At 40.3% G+C, this 22656-nt stretch carries 14 protein-coding genes, 1 pseudogene and 1 other annotated feature; of the genes and pseudogenes, 13 read left to right on the plus strand and 2 right to left on the minus strand.

Features of this window, described 5'->3' with window-relative positions:
* Window positions 1-34: 34 nt before the first annotated feature.
* Both WSC_RS0108130 and WSC_RS0108135 read right to left on the minus strand, forming a co-directional pair.
* Window positions 35-946, minus strand: a complete 912-nt coding sequence (locus tag WSC_RS0108130) for an ABC transporter permease (protein WP_237716298.1) — start codon at window positions 944-946, stop codon at window positions 35-37.
* Window positions 947-1105: 159 nt separating this feature from the next.
* Complete coding sequence (locus WSC_RS0108135; protein WP_016955428.1) at window positions 1106-2494, minus strand: CmpA/NrtA family ABC transporter substrate-binding protein; 1389 nt, start codon at window positions 2492-2494, stop codon at window positions 1106-1108.
* A gap of 451 nt (window positions 2495-2945) precedes the next feature.
* Here WSC_RS0108135 and WSC_RS0108140 point away from each other — a divergent pair, with 451 nt between their 5' ends.
* The 13 genes and pseudogenes from WSC_RS0108140 (at window position 2946) to WSC_RS24615 (ending at window position 22604) form a co-directional block, all read left to right on the plus strand.
* Window positions 2946-5147: a YHYH protein gene (locus WSC_RS0108140; protein WP_016955429.1), complete on the plus strand. Its 2202-nt coding sequence runs from the start codon at window positions 2946-2948 to the stop codon at window positions 5145-5147.
* A 498-nt stretch (window positions 5148-5645) separates the two neighbouring features.
* On the plus strand, window positions 5646-7058 hold the full coding sequence (locus tag WSC_RS0108145) for a sigma-54-dependent transcriptional regulator (protein WP_016955430.1): 1413 nt from the start codon (window positions 5646-5648) through the stop codon (window positions 7056-7058).
* Entirely contained in the window at window positions 7055-8392 is a 1338-nt protein-coding gene (locus WSC_RS0108150; protein ID WP_016955431.1) for a sensor histidine kinase, read from the plus strand. Before WSC_RS0108145 ends, WSC_RS0108150 begins: the two co-directional genes overlap by 4 nt.
* A 199-nt stretch (window positions 8393-8591) precedes the next feature.
* The gene (locus WSC_RS0108155) at window positions 8592-9845 is read left to right on the plus strand and encodes an efflux RND transporter periplasmic adaptor subunit (RefSeq protein WP_082196143.1); all 1254 of its coding nucleotides are present in this window, start codon (window positions 8592-8594) and stop codon (window positions 9843-9845) included.
* Between the two features lie 12 nt (window positions 9846-9857).
* The gene (locus WSC_RS0108160) at window positions 9858-10559 is read left to right on the plus strand and encodes an ABC transporter ATP-binding protein (protein WP_016955433.1); all 702 of its coding nucleotides are present in this window, start codon (window positions 9858-9860) and stop codon (window positions 10557-10559) included.
* A 20-nt stretch (window positions 10560-10579) separates the two neighbouring features.
* A complete protein-coding gene (locus WSC_RS0108165) occupies window positions 10580-13099 on the plus strand; it encodes an ABC transporter permease (protein ID WP_016955434.1) in 2520 nt (839 codons plus the stop codon).
* A gap of 41 nt (window positions 13100-13140) precedes the next feature.
* Window positions 13141-14619, plus strand: coding sequence for a TolC family protein (locus WSC_RS0108170; protein WP_016955435.1), 1479 nt, complete (start codon window positions 13141-13143; stop codon window positions 14617-14619).
* Window positions 14620-14816: 197 nt separating this feature from the next.
* Window positions 14817-15842 (plus strand): UDP-glucose 4-epimerase GalE, encoded by a 1026-nt coding sequence (gene galE, locus WSC_RS0108175; protein WP_016955436.1) that lies wholly within the window; start codon window positions 14817-14819, stop codon window positions 15840-15842.
* Window positions 15843-15871: 29 nt separating this feature from the next.
* Window positions 15872-16879, plus strand: a complete 1008-nt coding sequence (locus WSC_RS0108180) for an NAD-dependent epimerase (RefSeq protein ID WP_016955437.1) — start codon at window positions 15872-15874, stop codon at window positions 16877-16879.
* 99 nt (window positions 16880-16978) lie between these two features.
* Window positions 16979-17821 carry a DUF481 domain-containing protein gene (locus WSC_RS0108185; RefSeq protein WP_237716296.1) on the plus strand — a complete coding sequence of 281 codons (843 nt, stop codon included), beginning with the start codon at window positions 16979-16981 and terminating at the stop codon, window positions 17819-17821.
* A gap of 201 nt (window positions 17822-18022) precedes the next feature.
* Window positions 18023-18628, plus strand: coding sequence for an ANTAR domain-containing response regulator (locus WSC_RS24610; protein ID WP_082196144.1), 606 nt, complete (start codon window positions 18023-18025; stop codon window positions 18626-18628).
* Between the two features lie 137 nt (window positions 18629-18765).
* Window positions 18766-20922 carry a di-heme-cytochrome C peroxidase gene (locus tag WSC_RS0108195; protein WP_016955440.1) on the plus strand — a complete coding sequence of 719 codons (2157 nt, stop codon included), beginning with the start codon at window positions 18766-18768 and terminating at the stop codon, window positions 20920-20922.
* 455 nt (window positions 20923-21377) lie between these two features.
* A pseudogene (locus tag WSC_RS24615) lies at window positions 21378-22604 on the plus strand (IS3 family transposase).
* Window positions 21657-21773, plus strand: a sequence feature (AL1L pseudoknot). Its footprint overlaps the pseudogene before it by 117 nt.
* Window positions 22605-22656: the final 52 nt, after the last annotated feature.

Here is a 22656-nt window from a genome sequence, read left to right on the forward strand (position 1 = left end):
GTGTAATAAAATTCAATACTTGTTGCGTTACCGGTTATCTAAGAACTGCGTTCTTATCCCAGCTCACAAACTTTTGAACCATCAACATAATGCGGTCGAGCAAGAAGCCAATTACACCTATCACTAATACCGCTACCATAATTCGAGCTAACGAATCAGAACTACCATTTTGGAATTCATCCCAAACGAACTTCCCTAAGCCTGGGTTTTGTGCAAGCATTTCTGCCGCAATTAATACCATCCAACCTATACCGAGTGATAAACGCAAACCGGTGAAAATCATTGGAATAGATGAAGGTAAAACAATTTTAAATACGTGGTCTAACTTGTTTAGGCGTAATACACGACTAACGTTAACTAAATCAGAGCTGATGTTTGATACACCTACAGCCGTGTTAATAAGAGTTGGCCATAAACAACATAAAGTAACTGTAAACGCTGAAGTTAAAAACGACTTTGAAAACATTGGGTCGTCAGTTACATAAACTGCACTCACCACCATAGTTACAAGCGGCAACCATGCTAATGGTGATACAGGTTTAAAAATCTGGATTAATGGGTTAATTGCAGCGTAGGCTTTTTCACTTAAACCACACAAGATACCGATTGGTACAGCTATTACAGAAGCAATTAAAAAACCAATCATAACAGTGTATAAACTGGTCCATATTTGGTCGAAGAAAGTTGGTTTCCCTGTATAAGGGCGAATTTTTGGCTCGAAATTAGGATCCACTTTCATACGAGCTTCGTTTCTTTCTTGTTGACGCTCGTAAAACGCTTCTGCTTTTTCGCGCTCTTTAAAGTGCTCATTAACCAAAGTTGTGCTTTGCTCATAAACTTGAGCAGGGCCAGGAAATTGACCTAATGAAGTGTCGATGTTTTTAGCGGTTGCACTCCATAATAATAAAAATACAATCAAACCGATAAAAGGCAATAACATAGCCATTACTATTGCTTTGCTTTTTTCATTACCGATATTGCTAATGGTCTTTTTAAGCTCTAACACGCTTACTTTACTCATGGTTGCTTCTTTCATAATGTCTCCTACTAACTACGCTGTTTGTTTGGCGGCGACAACTCTGCCACCGCCTAATCTAGAGAGCGATTAAAGTTTAGTGTCGCCTTTCAAACCAATTTTGAATTTCTCAAGATATGCATTTGGTTTAGTACCGTCATACACAACATTGTCGATAAATTCTTTTTGTGGTGGTTTGAAGCCAGTTTCAGTTTTGAAGTTAGGGAAGTCTTTCGCGTTTGCTTTACCTTCTTTAATCAATGCCTGAGCAGCGATTGAATAAATGTCAGGACGATAAACTTTTTTCGCGATATCCATGTACCAGCTATCAGATTTAGCATCTTCGATTTGACCCCAACGACGCATTTGCGTTAAGTACCAAATTGCATCTGAGTAGTAAGGATAAGTTGCGTTGTAACGGAAGAATACGTTGAAGTCAGGTACATCACGTTTGTCACCTTTCTCGTATTCAAAAGTACCTGTCATAGAGTTAGCAATTACGTCGTAATCTGCACCAACATATTGGCTCTTAGACAAGATTTTTACCGCTTCAGGACGGTTAGCATTGTTGTTTGCATCTAACCACATTGCTGCGCGGATCATAGCTTTTACTACACGTACGTGAGTGTTTGGATTTTTTTCAGCCCAAGTTTTTGATACACCAAATACTTTTTCTGGGTTGTCTTTCCAAATTTCGTAGTCGGTAATAACTGGTACACCGATACCTTTAAATACAGCTTGTTGGTTCCATGGCTCACCTACACAGTAACCATAAATTGTACCTGCTTCTAAAGTAGCTGGCATTTGCGGTGGTGGTGTTACACTTAATAGTGCTTCAGCTTGAATGTTACCGCTAGTGTCACCTTTATGTGGTGCATAATAACCTGGGTGAATGCCACCCGCTGCTAACCAATAACGTAACTCGTAGTTATGGGTAGAAACTGGAAATACCATACCCATGTTGAATGGTTTACCTTGTGAACGGTATTTATCAACAACTGGTTTTAAGTAGTCAGCTTTAATTGGATGAACTGGTTTACCATTCTCATGTGGAATGTTTTTCTTCATCTCTTTCCAGATATCGTTAGATACTGTAATACCGTTACCGTTTAAGTCCATGCTGAATGCGGTAATGATGTCTGCTTTAGTACCAAAACCTATAGTTGCACCTAAAGGCTGACCCGCCAACATATGTGCACCATCTAACTGACCGTCAATTACACGGTCTAATAAAACTTTCCAGTTTGCTTGAGCTTCTAGAGTTACATACAAACCTTCGTCTTCGAAGTAACCTTTTTCATAAGCAATAGCTAAAGGCGCCATATCGGTTAATTTAATAAAACCGAATTTTAATTCTTCTTTCTCTGGCCAACCCACATCAGCTGCATTTGCTTGTGCACTGAATAAAGTTGCAGCAATCGACACTGATGCTGCCAAAGTTTTGATACTAGCTTTAATAACAGACGTATTAAATTTCATGTATATCTCCAAAAATTTCCCAAAAAAAAACCCACTCCTGCTCAGCCTTAAAAAAGCTTCGCGGGAGTGGGCTTCATCGCCAAATCAAATTGTTAGCTAAGTAAACATAAACACGACTTTGTGTATGGTTTTACTTAACTAGTGAATTTGCTGTTGTGCAAATTCAGTTTTAATCAAACACGAACCTATAAATACAATTGCTGTGCCAAAAATAAAAAAACATTTAAAATCAAACCACTAAAACAAAATTAAGTATTTATGGTATTTCAAAATCACTAACTATCCCTAAAACGGTGCACCTTTTAGTGTCATTTCTACCAAATTAACTTATTTGTAAAACCATGCAACCTTTTAGCGCTTTTGTTCGTTACTGAGTGATTAATGGTCTAGAGTTTACTGTACAAATATATAACCAGAGCTCTAGAGCTAAATAGAAAAAGCGAGGCGTGGCATGAAGAATAATTGGTTATTAGCAACAACTATCACAACAAGCTTATTGATAACAGCATGTGGTGGGCAAGATGTAAAAGTCGATATAAATACCGAAAAAGAAAATGAGCCACCTATTGTTGAAGAACCCAATAACAATGTTCAACAAAACATCCTACTGATCATTTCAGACGACCAAGGTTTGGATGCCTCTGCACAATACAGCTATTCAACCGATTTACCGACCACGCCGACGCTCAATTCTCTAGCGGACAAGGGCTTAACCTTTGATAATGCTTGGGTGACGCCAGCTTGTACCACTACTCGCGCTGCAATTATTACTGGCAAACACGGGCATAACTCGGGTGTTACCTACGTGCCCGCGCCTCTTTCTAGTGCACATACGAGCATTCAAAAATACTTAGCCAACTCTGAAGCGTCTAAAAACTATGTATCTGGCGTTTTTGGCAAATGGCATATAGGCGGTGGAAACCCTGATGCCAACCACCCAAATGATTTGGGGGTTGATCATTACGCTGGAAATTTATCTAATCCTGGCGATTACTATAACTGGACTCTCACCATTAATGGCGTTCAGTCTCAATCAACTGAATACCATACAAGCAAAATTACCGATTTAGCCGTTGAGTGGATTTCAGCACAAACGACCTCTTGGTTTGCTTGGGTTGCATACTCTGCGCCTCACTCGCCTTTTCATTTACCACCAGCTAATTTACATAACCGTGCAGATTTGACCGGCACTCAAGATGATATCGACAAAAATAAACGCGATTATTTCCTGGCCGCGATAGAAGCAATGGATAGTGAAATAGGCCGATTGATAAATTCAATGGATGAACAAACAAAAGCCAACACCACAATAATATTTATTGGTGACAATGGTTCACCTAAAGCTGTAATTGACCAAGACTATTTTAGAGTAAGTCATGCCAAAGGTACTTTATATCAAGGTGGCATTGCTGTGCCTTTAATCGTTTCTGGTGCAGCCGTAACGCGCCAAGGTGAACGAGAAGATGCATTAGTTGAAGGCGTTGATTTGTTTGCCACCATAGCAGAACTTGCAGGCAATACAGCTACACAAATAAATGACAGTACAAGTTTTGCGTCTTTATTAAGCCATAGTGATACAGCGAAAGATGTCTATGCTTTTTCTGAATTTGAATCAGACAATGTAACTGGTTGGACTGTGCGTAATCAAACGCACAAATTGGTGCAGTTTGAAGATGGCAGCCAACAGTTCTATAGCCTCACCGATAACTTTAAAGAAATAGACAACTTAATTGATAACCCAAGTGCAGAAGACCAAGCGGCACTCACTCAGTTACAGAATTACGCTAATGAAATGTTGGGTGATGATGGTTCAGTTATTGACATCACAGACGCGATTCTCACTAAAAAAACCGCCAACTGCGCTGATTACGTAGCTGGATATACATCAAACGTTACTGACATTAATAACAATAAAAATTTCGCAGGCGATTTAACCATATCAGTATCAGGCGATAGCTGCATTTTTGCCACCAATGCGATACCAAATCACGACTTTAATGACGGTGGTAATAGCTTTCCAAACGACGTTTCCGAGCAGAACGACCAATTTAGTGTCACCACCTCACCCAGTTTCGCATCACAAACCACTGCATTAAGCCTGCGAGTTGATAATGCTATTTTATTAAACGGCGTTAAAGTTGATCTACTCGCTGCGGGTTGTTATGGCATAGGCAATGGCAAAATTGGTTGCAATGATGACAGCCAGCCTTGGCGCTACGACCCAATGCATATTCCTAATGGTTTCCAAGTTGACAGCCATAATGCGCATGCACAACCTGATGGCACCTATCATTACCATGGTTCGCCTTTTGCGTTATTTGATGAAAAAGGAGATGTCGCCTCACCTGTTATTGGTTTTGCGGCCGATGGTTTTCCAATTTTCGGCTCTTACTTTGACGACAATGGGGTAATTCGCAAAGCTTTGTCGAGTTATCAACTAAAACAAGGCAGCCGCCCAAGTGGTGATGGTAACCCAGGAGGCAACTATGATGGTGCGTTTAGAGATGATTATGAGTTTGTGCAAGGCATTGGGGATTTAGATGAGTGTAATGGCATGACAATTAACGGTGTGTACGGGTATTACATTACCGATAATTACCCATATGTGCTCGCCTGTTTTAAAGGCACACCTGACCAGAGTTTTTATAAGTGATGCTCGATTGGCTATGTTGTGGGTAGTTGGGTGCAATATAACTGCTAGTTTAGTAGTTGCTGGTTTAGTTTAGTGCTTTATGTCCAAGATAGTATATGGAGAATTGCTCACAAAAACGCTGCAAGTACATCCTTGTAGCGCTCGCACAAAACGTCCCTGTTTTGTGAAGTTTTGTTCGCAACCCATCCATACACTATCTTTCAGCACTTGATCGCTTTGGACATTGGCAGTCATTCACAATATCAGCAGCAGCTCCATTCCTAAAAGCACTAGAGCATATTGCACACTACGTCTAGCGCTTTTGCGAGTAACTCTCCATTTGCTAGCTTGGCCATGTTGCGCCAAACTTGCAGCACCAACTCCCTGCAACTGGCTATTTTCAATAATTATGCTCTAGCACTTTGACCATATTGCACGTAACGTCAACGAGTTGCGCTAAAAACACCTCTGCTTTATGCTTAGCGCCCACAAAGGATAAACACCAGCGTACTCAAGCAAATGGCCAATAAAAAATTAAACATCTTAGTTGCTGACGACCAAACGGACATTCTGCGTTCTGCCGAAATTTTGTTTAAATCTGAAGGATTTAACGTGGTCTGTTGCACATTGCCAACACAAGTTTTAGCGCAAATAGCTGATCACGACTTTGACCTATTGCTGGTTGATTTAAACTATCAATCAGACACAACCTCAGGAAAAGAAGGTTTAACATTAGTCAAAAACATCCGCCAACAAAATGCGCATGTGCCAATTATCGTAATGACTGCTTGGGCATCTGTTGATATAGCGGTAAATGCAATGAAACTGGGTGCAAATGACTTTATTACTAAACCTTGGGACGTAGAGCGCTTATTAAGCATTATCGGTACTCAAATTGAGCTAGCTCAAACAAAGTTAAAACAACAAAAATTAGAAAGCGAAAACCGAATTTTACGTAATGAGCATAATTCAGAACTTGTATGCCAATCGCCTGCAATGCAGCAAATTATTGAAACTTTTAAACGCATTGCACACTCAGATACCAATGTATTGATTACCGGCGAAAACGGCACAGGAAAAACACAGCTGGCGCATATGTGCCATCAAGTATCGAGTCGGAATAATCAACCATTTATCTCAATTAATATGGGCGCCTTGGCTGAATCTGTATTCGAAAGCGAAATGTTCGGACACCAAAAAGGTGCATTTACTGGAGCCAATAACCAACGCATTGGCCGTTTTGAATTAGCTGATGGTGGTACTTTGTTTTTAGATGAAATAGCCAACATTAACGAAAAGCAACAAGCTGCTTTATTGCGGTTATTGGAAACGGGTGAGTTTGAGCGTGTAGGCTCTTCAAAAACACTTAAAGCAGATGTGCGGGTAATTTGTGCAACCAATGCAAACTTACAGCAAAAGGTCAATGAAGGTACTTTTAGACAAGATTTATTCTATCGTATCAACACAGTGCCCATCGTAGTACCGCCACTGATAGCTCGACGTGAAGATATTCTTATACTTGCCGAACACTTTATTCAAAAGTACTCAAACAAATATCAGCGTAAAGATTTATCCTTAACACAAAGTAGCAAACAAGCATTACTAATGTACTCATGGCCAGGAAATGTCCGCGAGCTGCAACACAGTATCGAGCGCGCAATTTTGTTGAGTTCAGAAAAACAGATACAACCAGAAAACTTAGGCTTAACAGCCGACACAAACAGTCCTATAACTGCAGCAACAACTTCACCTCAAACGAACCAAAATTTAATCAATATTGAGGGTAAAACCTTAGCTGAAATTGAATATCAGATGTTAGATAAAGCTCTGATAAAATACATACGTAAGCCTGACGAAGCAGCAAAATCTTTAGGGATTAGCCGCAGCGCTTTTTACCGTAAGTTAGCAAAATACGGCTTTGATTTAACATGAGCAACAAAACAACCAATCCAAATTTGTGGCAACTAGCAGGGTTTAAGCGTAGTTGGTTATTGGCTTTATTTAGCTCGCTGCCAGCATTTATTGCACTAGGTATTTTATTATACGCCGGTAATTATGATACGTTGGAAACCATTACTATATTGGCGCTGGTGTTCTTTCCTTGGCTGCTAATTGTTACCGCTTATTATTTCAGTGCACTACGTCCGTGGCAGTCGGTGGCAAGTATCTTGATGTCGTTTCGGGAACAAGATTATAGCTTGCGTGCAAAAGTGACGGATAAAGATGATGTAATCAACATAGTGCTGAACGAACTTAATTTTGTTTCTGAGCAATTAAATACAAACCGCCTCAATGCTGCACAAGCAGAGAAATTATTGGCCAGAGTATTGTCAGAAGTAGATGTAGCTGTACTTGCTTTTGATCAACATGATCAACTGGTTATTTGCAACCGTTACGCTGCAAACCTCTACAATAAATCGATAAAGCAACTGATAGGCTGTCACAGAAATACATTACAACTTAACTTCGCAAAATTAGCCGCGCATGCTAGCAGCCAAGAAATTGCCTTTCCGCGCAAAAAAAGTCGCTGGTTAGTTAAACATTCAAGTTACCGTCAACAAGGTTTACCTTATCAATTAATATTACTTGCTGACATAGGTAACAACCTAAGAGAAGAAGAACTTGAAGCATGGCGAAAATTAATTCGAATACTGTCCCATGAAATCAATAATGCGTTAACACCGCTTAAAACCACTGTAGGCAGTATGAATCGTACATTAGCCAAGCCAAATCTCTATGATGGCTGGCAAAATGACTTTTCAGAAGGGTTAGACATTATCGACACCCGAATCAACAATTTAAACAGGCTGGTTAACAGTTATACTCAACTTGCGAAACAACCAGAACCAGTCAAACAAACTGTTGCTATTCAAGCATTGCTCAAGCGAATTTGTGCAATTTACCAAGCGCAAGGCATTAAGCTTATCTGCCCAACAAACATCACACTGAACATTGATGAATGCCAAATTGAGCAAGTATTGGTTAATTTAATTAAAAATGCCATAGAGGCGAACGTCCACAACCAACCAATTGTTGTTTCGGCCAATGAAGAGCCAAATCAACTCAGCATACAAGTTGATGATCATGGAATTGGTATCGAAAACCCTAACAACATCTTTATTCCCTATTTCACCACCAAATCATCAGGCAACGGTATAGGTTTAGTATTGTCTAGGCAAATTATCGAAGCTCATGGTGGTAGCCTGACGCTAGAAAATCATCAAACTACAAGTGGCTGTCGAGCTAAGATAACATTACCGAGCTAGAGCGAAAATGGGATGCAAAATCCCATTTTCGCAACTATTAAAATCCCAATATCGACACTACCCCCTCACTACAAAAGCCCACAATCAATCAAAAAACAAAAATAAAATAACAAAATCAACCACATAAACTAGACTTAAAAAACTGGCATGATGTTTTCTATATAGGTCTCAATTTTCAATATTAACCCCAAATACATACATGGATATAGCAAGGCCAGACCTAGCCAAGAAACACAAAAATAAAACGATAATCATGACAATTGCTGGTTTAATTGCATTTTTAAGCATTGTGGTTTTTCTATTGCTTTATAAACCTGGTCCATATGAGGTAGATAAAGACCTCGTTTTTATTGGCGAAGTAAAGCAAGGAGAAATGTTGCAACAAATTGGTGGCGTTGGCGTGCTTGAAGCAGCTGAGATTCGCTGGGTATCCGCAGCCACTTCAGGCAGAGTTGAACGAGTCTTTGTATTAGCTGGTGCGCCTGTGGAACCTGACACAGTAATAGTAGAGTTAAGCAATCCCGAACTTATGCAGCAAAAGCAAAATGCACAGTTGCAGGTTGAAACCGACAAAGCCAATTTTACTGTTCGTAAAGCTCGTTTAGAGAGCAGTTTGTTACAGAATCAATCAGATCTTACTCGGCTTGAATCAGATTACCAACAAGCCAAATTAAATGCTGAAATTGACAAACAACTACTTGAGCAAGGGTTAGAATCCATTCAAACCAGCCAACGATCTAGTCTACGCGCCAAACAATTAGCTACTCAACTTGAATTTGAAAAACAACGTTTTGAATTTGCCAAAACCTCAACCCAAGCCGAGATAACAGCAGAGCAAGCTCGATTGGCACAATCACAAGCTCGGTTAAAATTATTAGCATCACAGGTCGATGCACTCGCGGTAAAAGCAGGATATTCAGGATTATTGCAAAAACAAAATTTAAAGGAAGGAGAACGTGTAACCCTTGGGCAAAGTTTAGCGCAAGTGGTTAACCCGAAGAGCTTAAAAGCCAGAATACTCATTTCTGAACATCAAGCACAATTATTATCCATTGGCTTGCACGCTCAAATAGATACCTCTAACGGCACAACTTATGGGCAGATTGCGCGAATTGACCCAAATGTCGAAGCTGGCAATGTCATTGTTGACGTAACCATAACCCAAGAATTGCCGGCAGGCGCGCGCCCAAATTCAACCATAGAAGCAAGCATTGAAATCAGCAGAATTGAAAACACCACTTATGTCAGCCGCCCCATTTTTTCGGAAGCTAATACTAAAGTAGAGGTTTTTAAACTGGCAGCCGACAGCAATATTGCCGAGCGAGTAAAAGTATCTTACGGGCGTACTTCAATCGATAAAATTGAAATAATGCAAGGCCTGACAGCTGGAGATCGAATTATCCTATCGGATACCTCCGAATGGTCAAAACATCAAAAAATAGTCATTAATTAAGGACACAATACAATGAAACAAGACGTTATCCGCATGAAAGGTATCAAAAAAGTTTACCTAACTAACGAATTAGAAACTCACGCGTTGGCCAATATTAATTTAACTATTCAACAAGGCGAGTTTGTTTCTATTGCAGGCCCGTCAGGCTGTGGCAAATCAACCTTATTGTCGATTATGGGACTATTAGATAACCCAACGGCCGGTGAGTACTGGTTAGCTGAACAAGATGTGTCGAAATTAACTCAGCAACAACAAACGTTAATTCGCAATAAAGCAGTCGGTTTTATTTTCCAAAGTTTTAATTTGATTGCTGATATGAATGTTTTTGAAAACGTCGAGTTGCCGCTGGTGTACAGCGGTATGGCAAAAAACCAGCGTAAACAACGTGTACTTGAAGTACTTGAGCAAGTACAAATGTCGCATCGCATTAAACATTTACCCAATCAACTTTCTGGCGGACAACAACAGCGAGTTGCTATAGCGCGCGCACTTGCAGGCAAGCCAAAAATATTATTAGCAGATGAGCCAACAGGTAATTTGGACTCGCACAACGGAGAAAAAGCCATGGAATTACTCGCTGAATTACACGCGCAAGGCACCACTATCTGCATGGTGACACACGATGATAGATACAACAGTTACGCGACCCGCATTATTAACTTATTTGACGGCAGCATAGTAGAAGAAAAAGCAAAATTAGCCGACATTGCATAAGCAAACAAGGATGACAACAAATGAATATTTTCGCTAACTTAAAGTTTGCACTGCGCTTATTTTACCGCGACATAGGCTCCAGCACTTTGGGAATAGTGGTACTTTCAATTGGCTTAGCAATGGCCATAACCATGTATACCCTAGCCAAAAATTATTTATGGAACAGTCCAGAATTAAGAGAAGGGCAACCTGTTGTCTCTTTTAATTGGGCACCGAGCAGAGAAGGTAGAAGAGGCTCTAGCATTTTCAATTATGCTGATTTTGAGGTGTTAGAAAAGAACAGTCAAAGCTTTGAATATTTAACGACTTATAAATTTGTTAAACAGGCTTTTTTTGTTGACGGAGATAATGCAGAGGTATCTAGCGTTTTAGGTGCTTGGGTGCACGATAATTTTTTTGAATTATTTAATGTCAAACCAATATTAGGCAGATTACCCACACCAGATGATGCATTAGCAAGCACTCCAGCAACCATAGTGATTAATGAAGAATTATGGCACGACAAGTTTAATTCAGACCCACAGGTTATTGGTAAAACCGTGCTGCTTAACGGTAAACAAGCTATTGTGATAGGTGTATTACCAGCCGCATTTCAGTTTCCAGGGAATCAACTATTTTGGGAACCTTATCACTGGCAATCACAAAAACAACACGGCAGAAAAAAAGGCGCGCTAAAACAATGGGTAGCTGGCGTTTTGAAACCAAATGTGAGCATAGCGCAAGCGGAGCTTGAGCTAGTTAATTTAGTTGAAACCATAAAAACTTTTTATCCTAAAGATAGCAAGTGGCTTACGCATATTCGGCTCGAAAAATATGGCTCTGGTGATAACCAAAGTGAATCCTTTAAAGCCATTTTGTATGCATTAATCGTCGGTTCATTTATTGTCTTGATTGTCGCTTGCGCGAACGTGTCAAATTTATTATTGGCTAAATCGAGTAAACGCCAATTCGAGCTTGCCATGCGCCATGTTTTGGGAGCGAGCCGTTTAGAGATTGCATTACAAGTTTTGCTTGACGCCGTGTTAATAGCATTTTTCGCCACACTATTAGCTTTGTTATTGGCCAGTTGGTCTTGCAGAGGCATATGGCATTTATTTGAAACTCATTACACTAATATGCCTTATTGGTGGAATATGGATATAGATGGCAAAGTATTACTGTTTGCGCTATTTATATTGCTGTTTACTGTGGTTGCATCCGCCATATCTCCTATATTAAAAACCACGCGCCGCTATAACGCCGAACTATTAAAAGACAATGCAAGAACCACCAGCAGTTTGGCAGTTGGCCAAACAGGTAAATGGCTAGTTGGTGTGCAAATTACCCTAACCACCGCCCTGCTATGTTGTGCTGGTACTTTTGTAATAACCCTGCAAGAGCAGCTTGATCGCCAGCTCAAATATGAGCCGACTTCCATTCTTGTTAACCGATACTTTGCAACATCTCGAGAGTTTGTATCAAACGAATCTGTTATTAAGTTTTATCAAACAATTCAACAAAAACTAGATCAACTACCGGGTGTGGAAGATGCGGTATTTTCTTCCGCATTAGTTGATTACAGAACCAGTTATCGGACAATTGAGATTGAAATCAAACAACAAAATAAAGAGGACAAACCTATCGTTGTGCCCACTGAAATAGTGACGTTAGACTACTTTGATTTCTTTGAACAACCACCGCTACAAGGGCGCTTTTTTTCCAATATTGATACAGAGCAAGCTGCACATGTAACTGTGGTAAACCAAAGTTTTGTTGAAGCTTATTTTCCCAATGATAACCCGATTGGCAAAAGAATTAGAATTAAAGGGCCAGGCGAAGCATGGGAAGATCAAAATAAAAGAAGAGAAACACCTTGGACTCAATGGCTCACTATAATTGGCGTTACACCTAACATTAACAGTGAAAAACATTTGAATGAGGCCAAAAAACTAGGAGATTTTAACCGTTATATACGCGTATACATTCCGCATACCCAATGGCCAACGCGTACTATGAATTTAATGCTACGTGGGCAAGGTGAAGTGAAACATTATGCTAAACATGTTGCTAAAACCTTCGCAGAAACCTCAAAGTCTACTGCGTCTTATTATCCTTACCGCACTCTACAAGACTTATTTGATGCCAGAGACATTTTCAGTAAACTCATCAGTCAATTTGTGTCGGGTTTTGCCCTATTTACGCTGATTATGGCTGCCATAGGTTTATACGGTTTAGCAGCATTGACCACTGAGCAGCAATCCCGAGAGTTTGGTATTCGCCGTGCTTTAGGCGCAAAACGCCGCAATATTATAACCCTAGTCAGCAAAACCATGCGCCTACAATTGGCTATAGGTTTGATACTTGGTGTGAGTATAGGCTTTGCCCTAACCAATATATTGCTTAGCAGTGTTGGCCTATCACATTCTGAGATATTTTCTGAGCTGTGGTTTGTTTTCCCTGGTGCAGCTTGCATTGTATTGTTGGTTTTGATTAGTGCAATCTTTCCACCTTCGTGGCGGGCAGCCAACCTCCCCCCCAACCAAACCTTACGTCATGCCTAACTATTTGTGCCAGGCAGTTAGCTGTCTGGCTTCTTTTATCTATGAAAAATTCATCATTTACACGTCAAAAATTATGGTTAGCAATTGTGCTCTGGGTAACCCTAGCAGCTTCAGCGCAAGCAAATGAGCATCAATCGGCTACCCTACTAGAGCTAGATGTTCATCAAGCTATTTTATTGGGTATTGCTAAAAACTATGGGGTAAAAATAAACCGGCTGAATCCACAGTTTACCGCGCTAAACATTGCTATTGAGCAAGGTAATTTCGAACCAAATGTTTTTGCCAGCTACCAACAAAGTCAAAGCGAACGACTTAATTCATTAACACAAAACAATCGTTACGCAAGCACTACCTCATCGGTTGGTTTACAAGGCATTGCGCCTTGGGGTACACGTTATAAACTTGCGATAGAAGCCAATAAAAACGAATTTAGTAATTCGGCCAATTTCAGCAGTGTCATAGAAGTGACTCAACCCTTGTTGAAAAATTTTGGACTTGAGTCTAACTACAGTAATGTTGTTTTAGCGCAAAAACGTACCGAAATAGAGCGAATGCGCTTTAGCCAACAACTCATGTTGGTTGTACAGCAAATCGTTAATGCGTACACAAGTTTGTACGCGGCTCAACTCAATTTAAAAGTTGCTCAAGCAAACCGAACACTCGCGGAAAAAACCCTAGAAGCTGAACAAAAACGTGTAATTATTGGCAAAAGTTCAGATTCTGCAACGCTTCGACCCGCAGTCAGTTTAGCAAATCGTGAAGATACAGTGCTAATTGCACAGCAAGAATTAAGGTTTAGGCAAAACACGCTAAAGTCGTTAATTGCTGATAGTAGCGCAGGACTGTTATCTCTAGAATTGCATGCTGTCGGCTTACCTGAAGCAGAACAATTTAACCCGAACATTACACAAGACTTTCAACAAGCTCTAAATAATAGACCCGAATATTTAGAAGCAAAGCTATCAGTCAGCCAACAAAAAATTAGAGTGAAGCGAGATCAACAACAACATAACCCCAACTTAGATTTAGTTATTCGTTACCAAAAAAATGGATTAGCTGATGAAAATAATTTGAGTAGCGCATTAGATAATTATCAAAATAGTGCGTTGAATTCAGGGTACATTGGAATTAACTTTTCTATGCCACTCTCGATGCAAAGCAGTAAGAGTCGTTTGTCACAAAGTAACATAGCCTTACAGCAAGATGAACTGAAGTTAGAGCAGACAGCACAAAATATTTTGCTTGCGCTCGATACTGCCGCTTATGCGCTAGCTGGTAATTGGCGACGTTTACAAGCGGCAAATCAAGCAGTGGCGTTAACTCAAGCTTCGCTGGATGCGGAAGAGAAAAAAATGGCCGTAGGCAGAAGCAATAGCTTTTATATCTTGGATATGCAAAGCCGATTAGCCAATGCCCAGCGCAGAAAAGTAGATGCGTTAACAAGCTATTACATTTCGTTAGTTAACTACCACAAACAAAAAGGCACTATTTTATCTCACTACCAAGTGGCCGTTAACTAAGGACAACCAGCAATAAAAATATTAAAGCTAGTGAGTGAATGGGTTGCGAGCAAATCTGAACAAAAAACCACCAGGGAAAACGTTTTACTTAATTAACAAAAACAGCTAAGATCACATCGCTATCTGCAAACAAATTCGTTACACTGGCAAAATCCAGTGGAAGTAAACAAAGACTAACGGAAAAACGGTACTAGACTATGAGCTCTACAATCTTAGTAACTGGTGGCGCGGGTTACATCGGCAGCCACACTGTATTAGAACTATTAAACCAAGACGACCAAGTAATAGTGGTTGATAACCTAGCCAACGCATCAGAAGAATCACTTGCTCGCGTAAAAGACATCACAGGCAAAGACCTAACTTTCTACCAAGCAGATATCCTAGACACAGCTGCATTAGACGAAATATTCGCCAAGCACCAAATTGATGCAGTTATTCATTTCGCAGGCTTAAAAGCAGTAGGTGAAAGTACTCAAATCCCACTAACCTACTACCACAACAACGTTACAGGCACGATTAACCTTTGCCAAGTCATGGCAAAACACGGGGTTAAATCAATCGTATTTAGCTCATCAGCAACTGTATATGGTGACCCACAAGCATTGCCTTTAGTTGAAAGCATGCCAACAGGTATTCCAACTAATGCGTATGGTCATTCAAAGTTAATGATTGAAGAGATTTTGCGTGATTTATCAGAGTCAGATCCAGAGTGGCGTATCGTATTATTACGTTACTTCAACCCAATTGGCGCACATGAATCAGGCCGTATCGGTGAAGACCCTAACGGTATTCCAAACAACCTAATGCCATTTATCACCCAAGTAGCAGTAGGTCGTCGTGAACAACTTGCTGTATTTGGTAACGATTACGACACGCACGACGGTACAGGTGTACGCGATTATATTCACGTTGTTGATTTAGCTTTAGGTCACTTGCGCGCGTTAGAAAAAATTCAAAAAGATTCAGGTGTTTTCACGTATAATCTCGGCACAGGTACAGGTTATTCAGTATTAGATATGGTAAAAGCGTTTGAAAAAGCGTCAGATAAAACCATAAAATACCAACTTGTAGACCGCCGCCCGGGTGATGTTGCAGCATGTTATGCAGATGCAACTGCAGCCAAAACAGAGCTGAATTGGCAAGCAAACTTTGGTTTAGATCGCATGTGTCAAGACAGCTGGCGCTGGCAAAGCCAAAACCCAAATGGGTATAAAAATAGTTAGAGCAAAGCTCACAAGGTAAAGGATAAAACGTGAAATATTTAGTCACTGGTGCAGCCGGTTTTATCGGATTTTTTACAGCACAGAAGTTATTAAAAGCAGGTCATCAAGTAGTAGGTATAGATAACTTAAATAGCTACTACGAAGTAAAGCTAAAAGAAGACAGACTAAAAGAGTTAGAACCTTTCGAACACTTTAGTTTTGTAAAAATTGACTTGGCTGACCGTGACGGTATGGCACAATTATTCGAAGAACACAGCTTTGATGTGGTTATTCATTTAGCCGCTCAAGCTGGCGTTCGTTATTCGTTAGACAACCCATTTGCTTATGCAGACTCAAACCTTGTTGGTCACCTATCAATTTTAGAGGGTTGCCGCCATAACAAGGTCAAACATTTGGTTTATGCCTCTTCTAGCTCTGTGTATGGCTTAAACAGCAAAATGCCATTTGCCACTGAAGATTCAGTCGATCATCCAGTTTCTTTATATGCAGCAACGAAAAAAGCCAATGAGTTGATGAGCCACACCTACTCTCATCTATATCAAATTCCAACGTCGGGATTACGCTTTTTCACTGTGTATGGCCCTTGGGGTCGCCCTGATATGGCATTGTTTAAATTTACCAAAGCCATTATCAACGGCGAACCAATTGACATATATAACAATGGTGACTTGGCGCGTGACTTCACCTACATTGATGATATTGTTGAAGGCATTTTACGTGTAGCCAATAAAATTCCAGCAGCGAATGCTGATTGGACACCTGAACAAGGCTCAGCAAAAGATAGCTCAGCGCCTTACCGAGTTTACAACATAGGTAATGGCTCACCAGTGCAATTAATGGACTTTGTTAAAGCAATCGAAAACGCAATCGGCATAGAAGCTAAGAAAAACTTTATGCCAATGCAACCAGGAGATGTATTTAAAACTTGGGCAGATACCGAAGACTTAGAAAAAGTCACAGGACACAAGCCGCAAGTGTCGGTACAGAAAGGAGTCGAAAAATTTGTAGCTTGGTATCGCAACTACTATCAAGTTTAAAAAATTAAACCTAGTTGCCATTTTTAACATTGCAGTTTCTGTGTAACAACTTAAAATGGCGCGCTTTTAATTGTTAACTTAAAATCTGGCTCTAGTTTAATGAAATATACCCACTTATCCGCATCTATTATGGCAATCGGCCTTGCAGCAGCAACCCATAGCGCAGCAGCAAGTAAAAACCCCGAAGATAAGTTTGGTAAATTTGTTGCGTCAGTTGAGCTAGGTTATATCATGACCGAAGGCAACACTGACTCAACGTCAATCGTGTTTAAAGCAGATATTGGTAACGAAACAGAATCTTTCCGTAATCAGTTTTCTTTTGATTCTCTATATAAAGAGCAAGATGAAGAAAAACAGGTTGATGGAGAAAAAGTTAAAGAAACAGTCACTAAAGAAGAAAAATATTCAGCTTCTGCCCAGACCAACTACAAGGTTAATGACGAAGGTGATGCGATATTAGCGTTCGCCTCGTACGAAACCAATCGCTTTTCAACCTTCCATTATCAAGCGTCAATAGCGACCGGTTATAACACTCGTCTACTTGACTCAAAAACCGGATTTCTTGATTTATCAATCGGTCCGGGTTATAGCTTTGATTCATTAGTTGTAGCGGTAAATGAAGATAATCAACAAGTAGATGGTAGTGGTAATCTGATAACCGATGGAAATGGCAATCCAATCATGGGTGACCAAGAAAACCGTAATCAATTAATTTGGCGTGCCGCTGCGACCTATCAAAGAAAAATCACTGAGCAGATTAAGTTTCGCTCAGCTTATTCAATTGAAGATGGCGATTTTAATCGAAAATCAGAACTGGAAGCCAGCATAACCATGCAAGTAAATGGTTCATTAGCCGTTAAAGCGTCCATTAAAAACAAGAAAAACTCTGCAGATAATAGTGACGACAAACAAAACCGTATAACACTGGTTTATAACTTCTAGTATATTTAGCAAATTGCTATCTTTCGGCGCGTTGTTGCGCCGTTGAGGTGCAGTTTCCGCCGTTCTAAAGTCCATCAATAAAATAACCAAACAATAAAAAATCGATTAAAATCAATATGTTTTAGCAATTACATACAAATGGTCTGTATTTTGCTTTGGCATAAATGTTCTTCATCAACAAAGCAGTTATAGAAAGACACTATGCAAAGTAAGTATGAGTCGCACCGTAGCATCGGATTAAGAGCTTTGTTACTCGTAGAATCCGAGAATTTTGACCGTGATTTAAGAAATGCCCTACTGACATGTGGGTATGACGTATATCCAGCATTAACTTCTAGCCACATATTAAAAGTGGTCGACAATGTTGATCCCAACGTGATCATTTTGGATGTAGACAGGTTGACGACAGACAACATCCATAGCCTACACATACTCAATGAAATAGACCCTAGACCTATGGTTATTTTTACTGAGTTTTCTGATCAAGACATGATTGATCGTGTGCTTAAGTCGAAGATAAATGCATATATTGTAGGAGATAAGTTACCTCAACATGTGGGCGCAACCATTCAAATAGCTATAGTACGTTTTCGCGAAGTGCAATCTTTGAAAAATGAATTAACAGAAACGAAACGTAAATTAGAAGGGCGTAAATGGATTGATAAAGCAAAAGGGTTATTAATGACCAGCAAAGGGTTAACCGAAGATCAGGCTTATCAAACGTTACGCAAAATGGCGATGGACAACTCGCAACGCATCGACGAAGTTGCGAAAAACGTTATTTCATTTATGCAAGCTGTCGGCTAGTCACTTAACTATTGGCTAGCAAAGCTTTGCTGTTTGCTGTTAATATTCGCCTCTTAAAAATACAAAAATGATTTTATAAAACACATACGGATTTGTGTTAACAAGCGCTACCGTATGTGCACACATGGAGCATACGGATGATAATTAACAGTAAAGTTAAACTGATAAGCAAACTTGCCCTATTATGTCTGACTATTTTGATCGTGATCAGTGGCTTAGGCGTATACTGGAAACACCAAAGTCGCTTTAGTGACAACAGCCCATACCGCGGCGCACAGTACACTCAAAACAAACAATTTTTAGATGGTTTCGACAAGTTTTATCCTGGGCCTCAGTTTCCCAACTCACAAATTAATGGCAAATGGCAAGGTTGGACTGCCAGCCAAAGTATGTGGTATTACAACACCACTCAAGGCTCTGATTTAATTCCTTACGACTTCTTTTTATTTTTAGAACAACACAACTCCAACGAGCTGTTTAGAAGTGAAAAGAACTTCGACAAATTTCGCTATATAGTGCAAAAACCGACAGAGTCTAACCCAGATGGCCTTCCGCTTGGTTTTGTTAAAGACGAATACCTAGGCAAAAGTTATGTTGGCTTAACCTGTGCCGCCTGCCATACCAGCCAAGTAGTGTATAACAAGACTGCAATTCGTATTGATGGTGGCCCAGCAATGGCCAACATGGATATGTTTATGCGCGAGCTTGAAGCTGCACTCTCGGCAACACTGCAAGATAAAAATAAAAAACATAGATTTATCGCCAATGTTTTAAATTACAACTTAAAACAAGGTATTTTAGGCCAGCATAACTACGATAACGAACAAGCTATCGAAGCTGATTTGCACAAATATATGCTGCAAGTATCTTTGTACAACTATATAAACTTTAGCCCGACCGAATATGGTTATGCGCGTTTAGATGCATTTGGGCGTATTTTTAACCGTGTTTTGCAACATACTCTGAATAAAAAACAGCTGCAGCAATCAATCGCTGAATCATTTGATGGTGCCACAGCTTCAGAGCTGTTGCGTGATTTAAATGATGGATTAGTCGACAACGATGATTTGCCACGAGTATTTGATCGGCTAATCAGCCAATTTGATCTTGATCCAGACTCAGTCAACTTAGTCGAAAACATGGCGCAACTACGTAAATTAAAAGAAATTTTATTTAACGCGCCCGACGCACCTGTATCGTATCCCTTCTTGTGGGACATTGCCCAACACGACTATGTGCAGTGGAATGGCATAGCCGCCAACGCAGGTGTGGGTGCGGTGGGCCGCAACACAGGTGAAGTTATGGGTGTATTTGCTACGCTTGATTGGTACGAATCTAAAAACGGTACTTTATCCACTTTAATTGGTGGTCAACCCAAAAACGATAATGGTAAATATACCCACTTTAAATCATCGGTCGATTTAACCAATTTGCGTTTAATTGAATCTCAGCTTAAAGATTTAACTAGCCCAATGTGGCCTGAAGAAATATTAGGTCGAATAAAATGGCAGGATGTAAAAGCCGGACAAACACTATTTGAACAACACTGTGGTAGCTGTCATCTACCGATAGAAGCGACCAACCCAAGGCGCAAAGTTGTTGCGCAAATGGCCAAACTTGAAGCCATTCAAACAGATGAAAAAATGGCAGCCAACAGCGTTAATTTCAAAGGTCATACAGGAATATTAGAAGGCATCTATTTAGGTACAGATGTTGGTGATATTTTATTGCAAGAACAAGCGCCTGTAGCAGCGATATTAACTGCCGCGACTCGTAATGTAGTTGCCACACCGGATCCTGACAAAGGCTGGCTAGCCAACTGGTTTGACTGGTTATACAACCTAGCCGTAACCTTTTTTGACAACGACATTAAACAATCTATAAAACGCGGTGACTACAACCCAGATACCACAGCGAATCCTTGGGCGTCTTTGTTGGCTTATAAAGCTCGACCTATGAATGGTGTATGGGCAACCGCACCTTATTTACACAATGGCTCTGTACCTACTCTGTACGACTTATTATTGCCAAAATGTGATGCTAAACAAATTAAAGCGGGTGAAAAATGTCGCCCTGAACAATTTGTAGTGGGCAGTCGTTTATTCGACCCAGAAAAAGTAGGGTTTGTTAGTGATGGCTACGAAGGTTTTATTTTTGATACCTCGAAAGTAGGCAACAGCAATGCTGGCCACGAATATGGCACCAAAGATATTCAATTGCACAATGGTCAGGTTTTACCGGCGTTAACCGATAAACAAAGATGGCAAATTGTTGAATATATGAAGTCGATTTAGCTTTAGGTTAAAAAAGCTAGGTCAAATAAAGTCAGTGAATTATCTGGTAAGGTTGTTAATAGTATTTGAGGATAGCTAACCTCACTATGTTGATTACTATCACTGCCAAAAGCTTCTCGGTTTTCTTCATTATCATGGGCACGGAAGCTAACCCCATCTGGGGCGAGTAAATTGAGTCCACACCATTGTTAAAAGGCTGACTGGAAAAGGCTTTATGTGCGAGCAACTGAAATGTATGTTGGACGGCCTCGTAACCCAATCTCTGTCGCCCTTAAACTAGAGCTCTTGGTGCTACAAGTTTACTTTTCCCAGGTAAGGATATATTGAGTCTATTAGCTATACTGGATCAAGAATGACTTTAAGTTTTTCAAGCGTATTCACGTCATCCAGAAACGATGACATTTCTGAACCACCCCGAACTTGTCGGAGGCTAATTTTCTTGAGAGGATTAGCAAATGAACAAGAGATTTAATTATTCAGCAGAAGTCAGAGAACGAGCCGTGCGAATGGTTCTGACTGGCGAACATGAACATTCTTCGAGATGGTCAGCTACAAAATCAGTAGCGTCTAAAATTGGCTGCACTCCTGAAACCTTGAGAGTGTTGGATTCAAAAATCAGAAGTCGACTCAGGTGCCAAGCCAGGAGTAACCACTGATGAATCTAACCGAATGAAAGAGCAAGAGCGCGAAAATAGAGAATTAAAACGAGCCAATGAAATACTGCGAAAGGCAGCAGCTTTTTTCGCCCAAGCGGAGCTCGACCGCAAACCGAAATAATGGTTGAATTTATTGACAAACATCGTGAATTTTATGGTGTCGAGCCAATTTGTGAGCAATTACCAATTGCACCATCAACCTACTATCGCTATAAACGATTGAATCAATATCCCGAATAACGCAGCGCACGCTATCACAGTGACGAGGCTTTAAAGCCTGAGATACTAAGAGTTTGGAAGGATAATCAATCTGTTTATGGTGCCAGAAAAATTTGGCTCCTGCTAAAACGTGAAGGATTTCAAGTGGCTCGCTGCACTATTGCCCGACACATGTCATGTATGGGACTAGCAGGTGTAAGGCGTGGAAGAAAATGTATTACAACCATACCTGATGAAAGCGCAGAAAAGCCATTAGACTTAGTAAATAGGCAGTTTACAGCTGACAGGCCAAACCAGTTGTGGGTGGCTGATTTCACTTACGTGAGCACTTGGTCTGGCTTCGTTTATGTAGCGTTTGTAATTGACGTTTTTTCTCGATTTATAGTTGGTTGGCGAGTATTAAAAACGATACAAGCGGATTTGGTTTTAGATGCATTAGAGCAAGCCTTATGAGCCAGAGGTAAACCCAAAGGTGTAACCCATCACAGTGATCGCGGCAGTCAATATTTATCCATAAAGTATACTGAACGCCTAATTGATGCGGGCTTTAACGCATCAGTTGGCAGCACTGGCGATTCCTACGACAACGCATTAGCCGAAACGATAAATGGTTTGTATAAAGCTGAGGTCATTCATCATAAAGGACCTTGGAAAGGTATAGATGAAGTTGAACGAGCAACGTTAACTTGGGTAAGCAGGTTTAATAATCAGCGCCTTTTAAGCTCAATTGGTGACTTACCGCCAAAGGAATTTGAAGACAATTACTATCGACAAATTGAGTCAGGTCATGCAGCATCACTCAAATAACTTTGCCGCCGATAAAGGTGGGGTGATTCAGTTTTTAACGCGCCACAAAAGT

The sequence above is a fragment of the Catenovulum agarivorans YM01 genome (assembly GCF_000281085.1).
GTDB lineage: Bacteria > Pseudomonadota > Gammaproteobacteria > Enterobacterales > Alteromonadaceae > Catenovulum > Catenovulum agarivorans.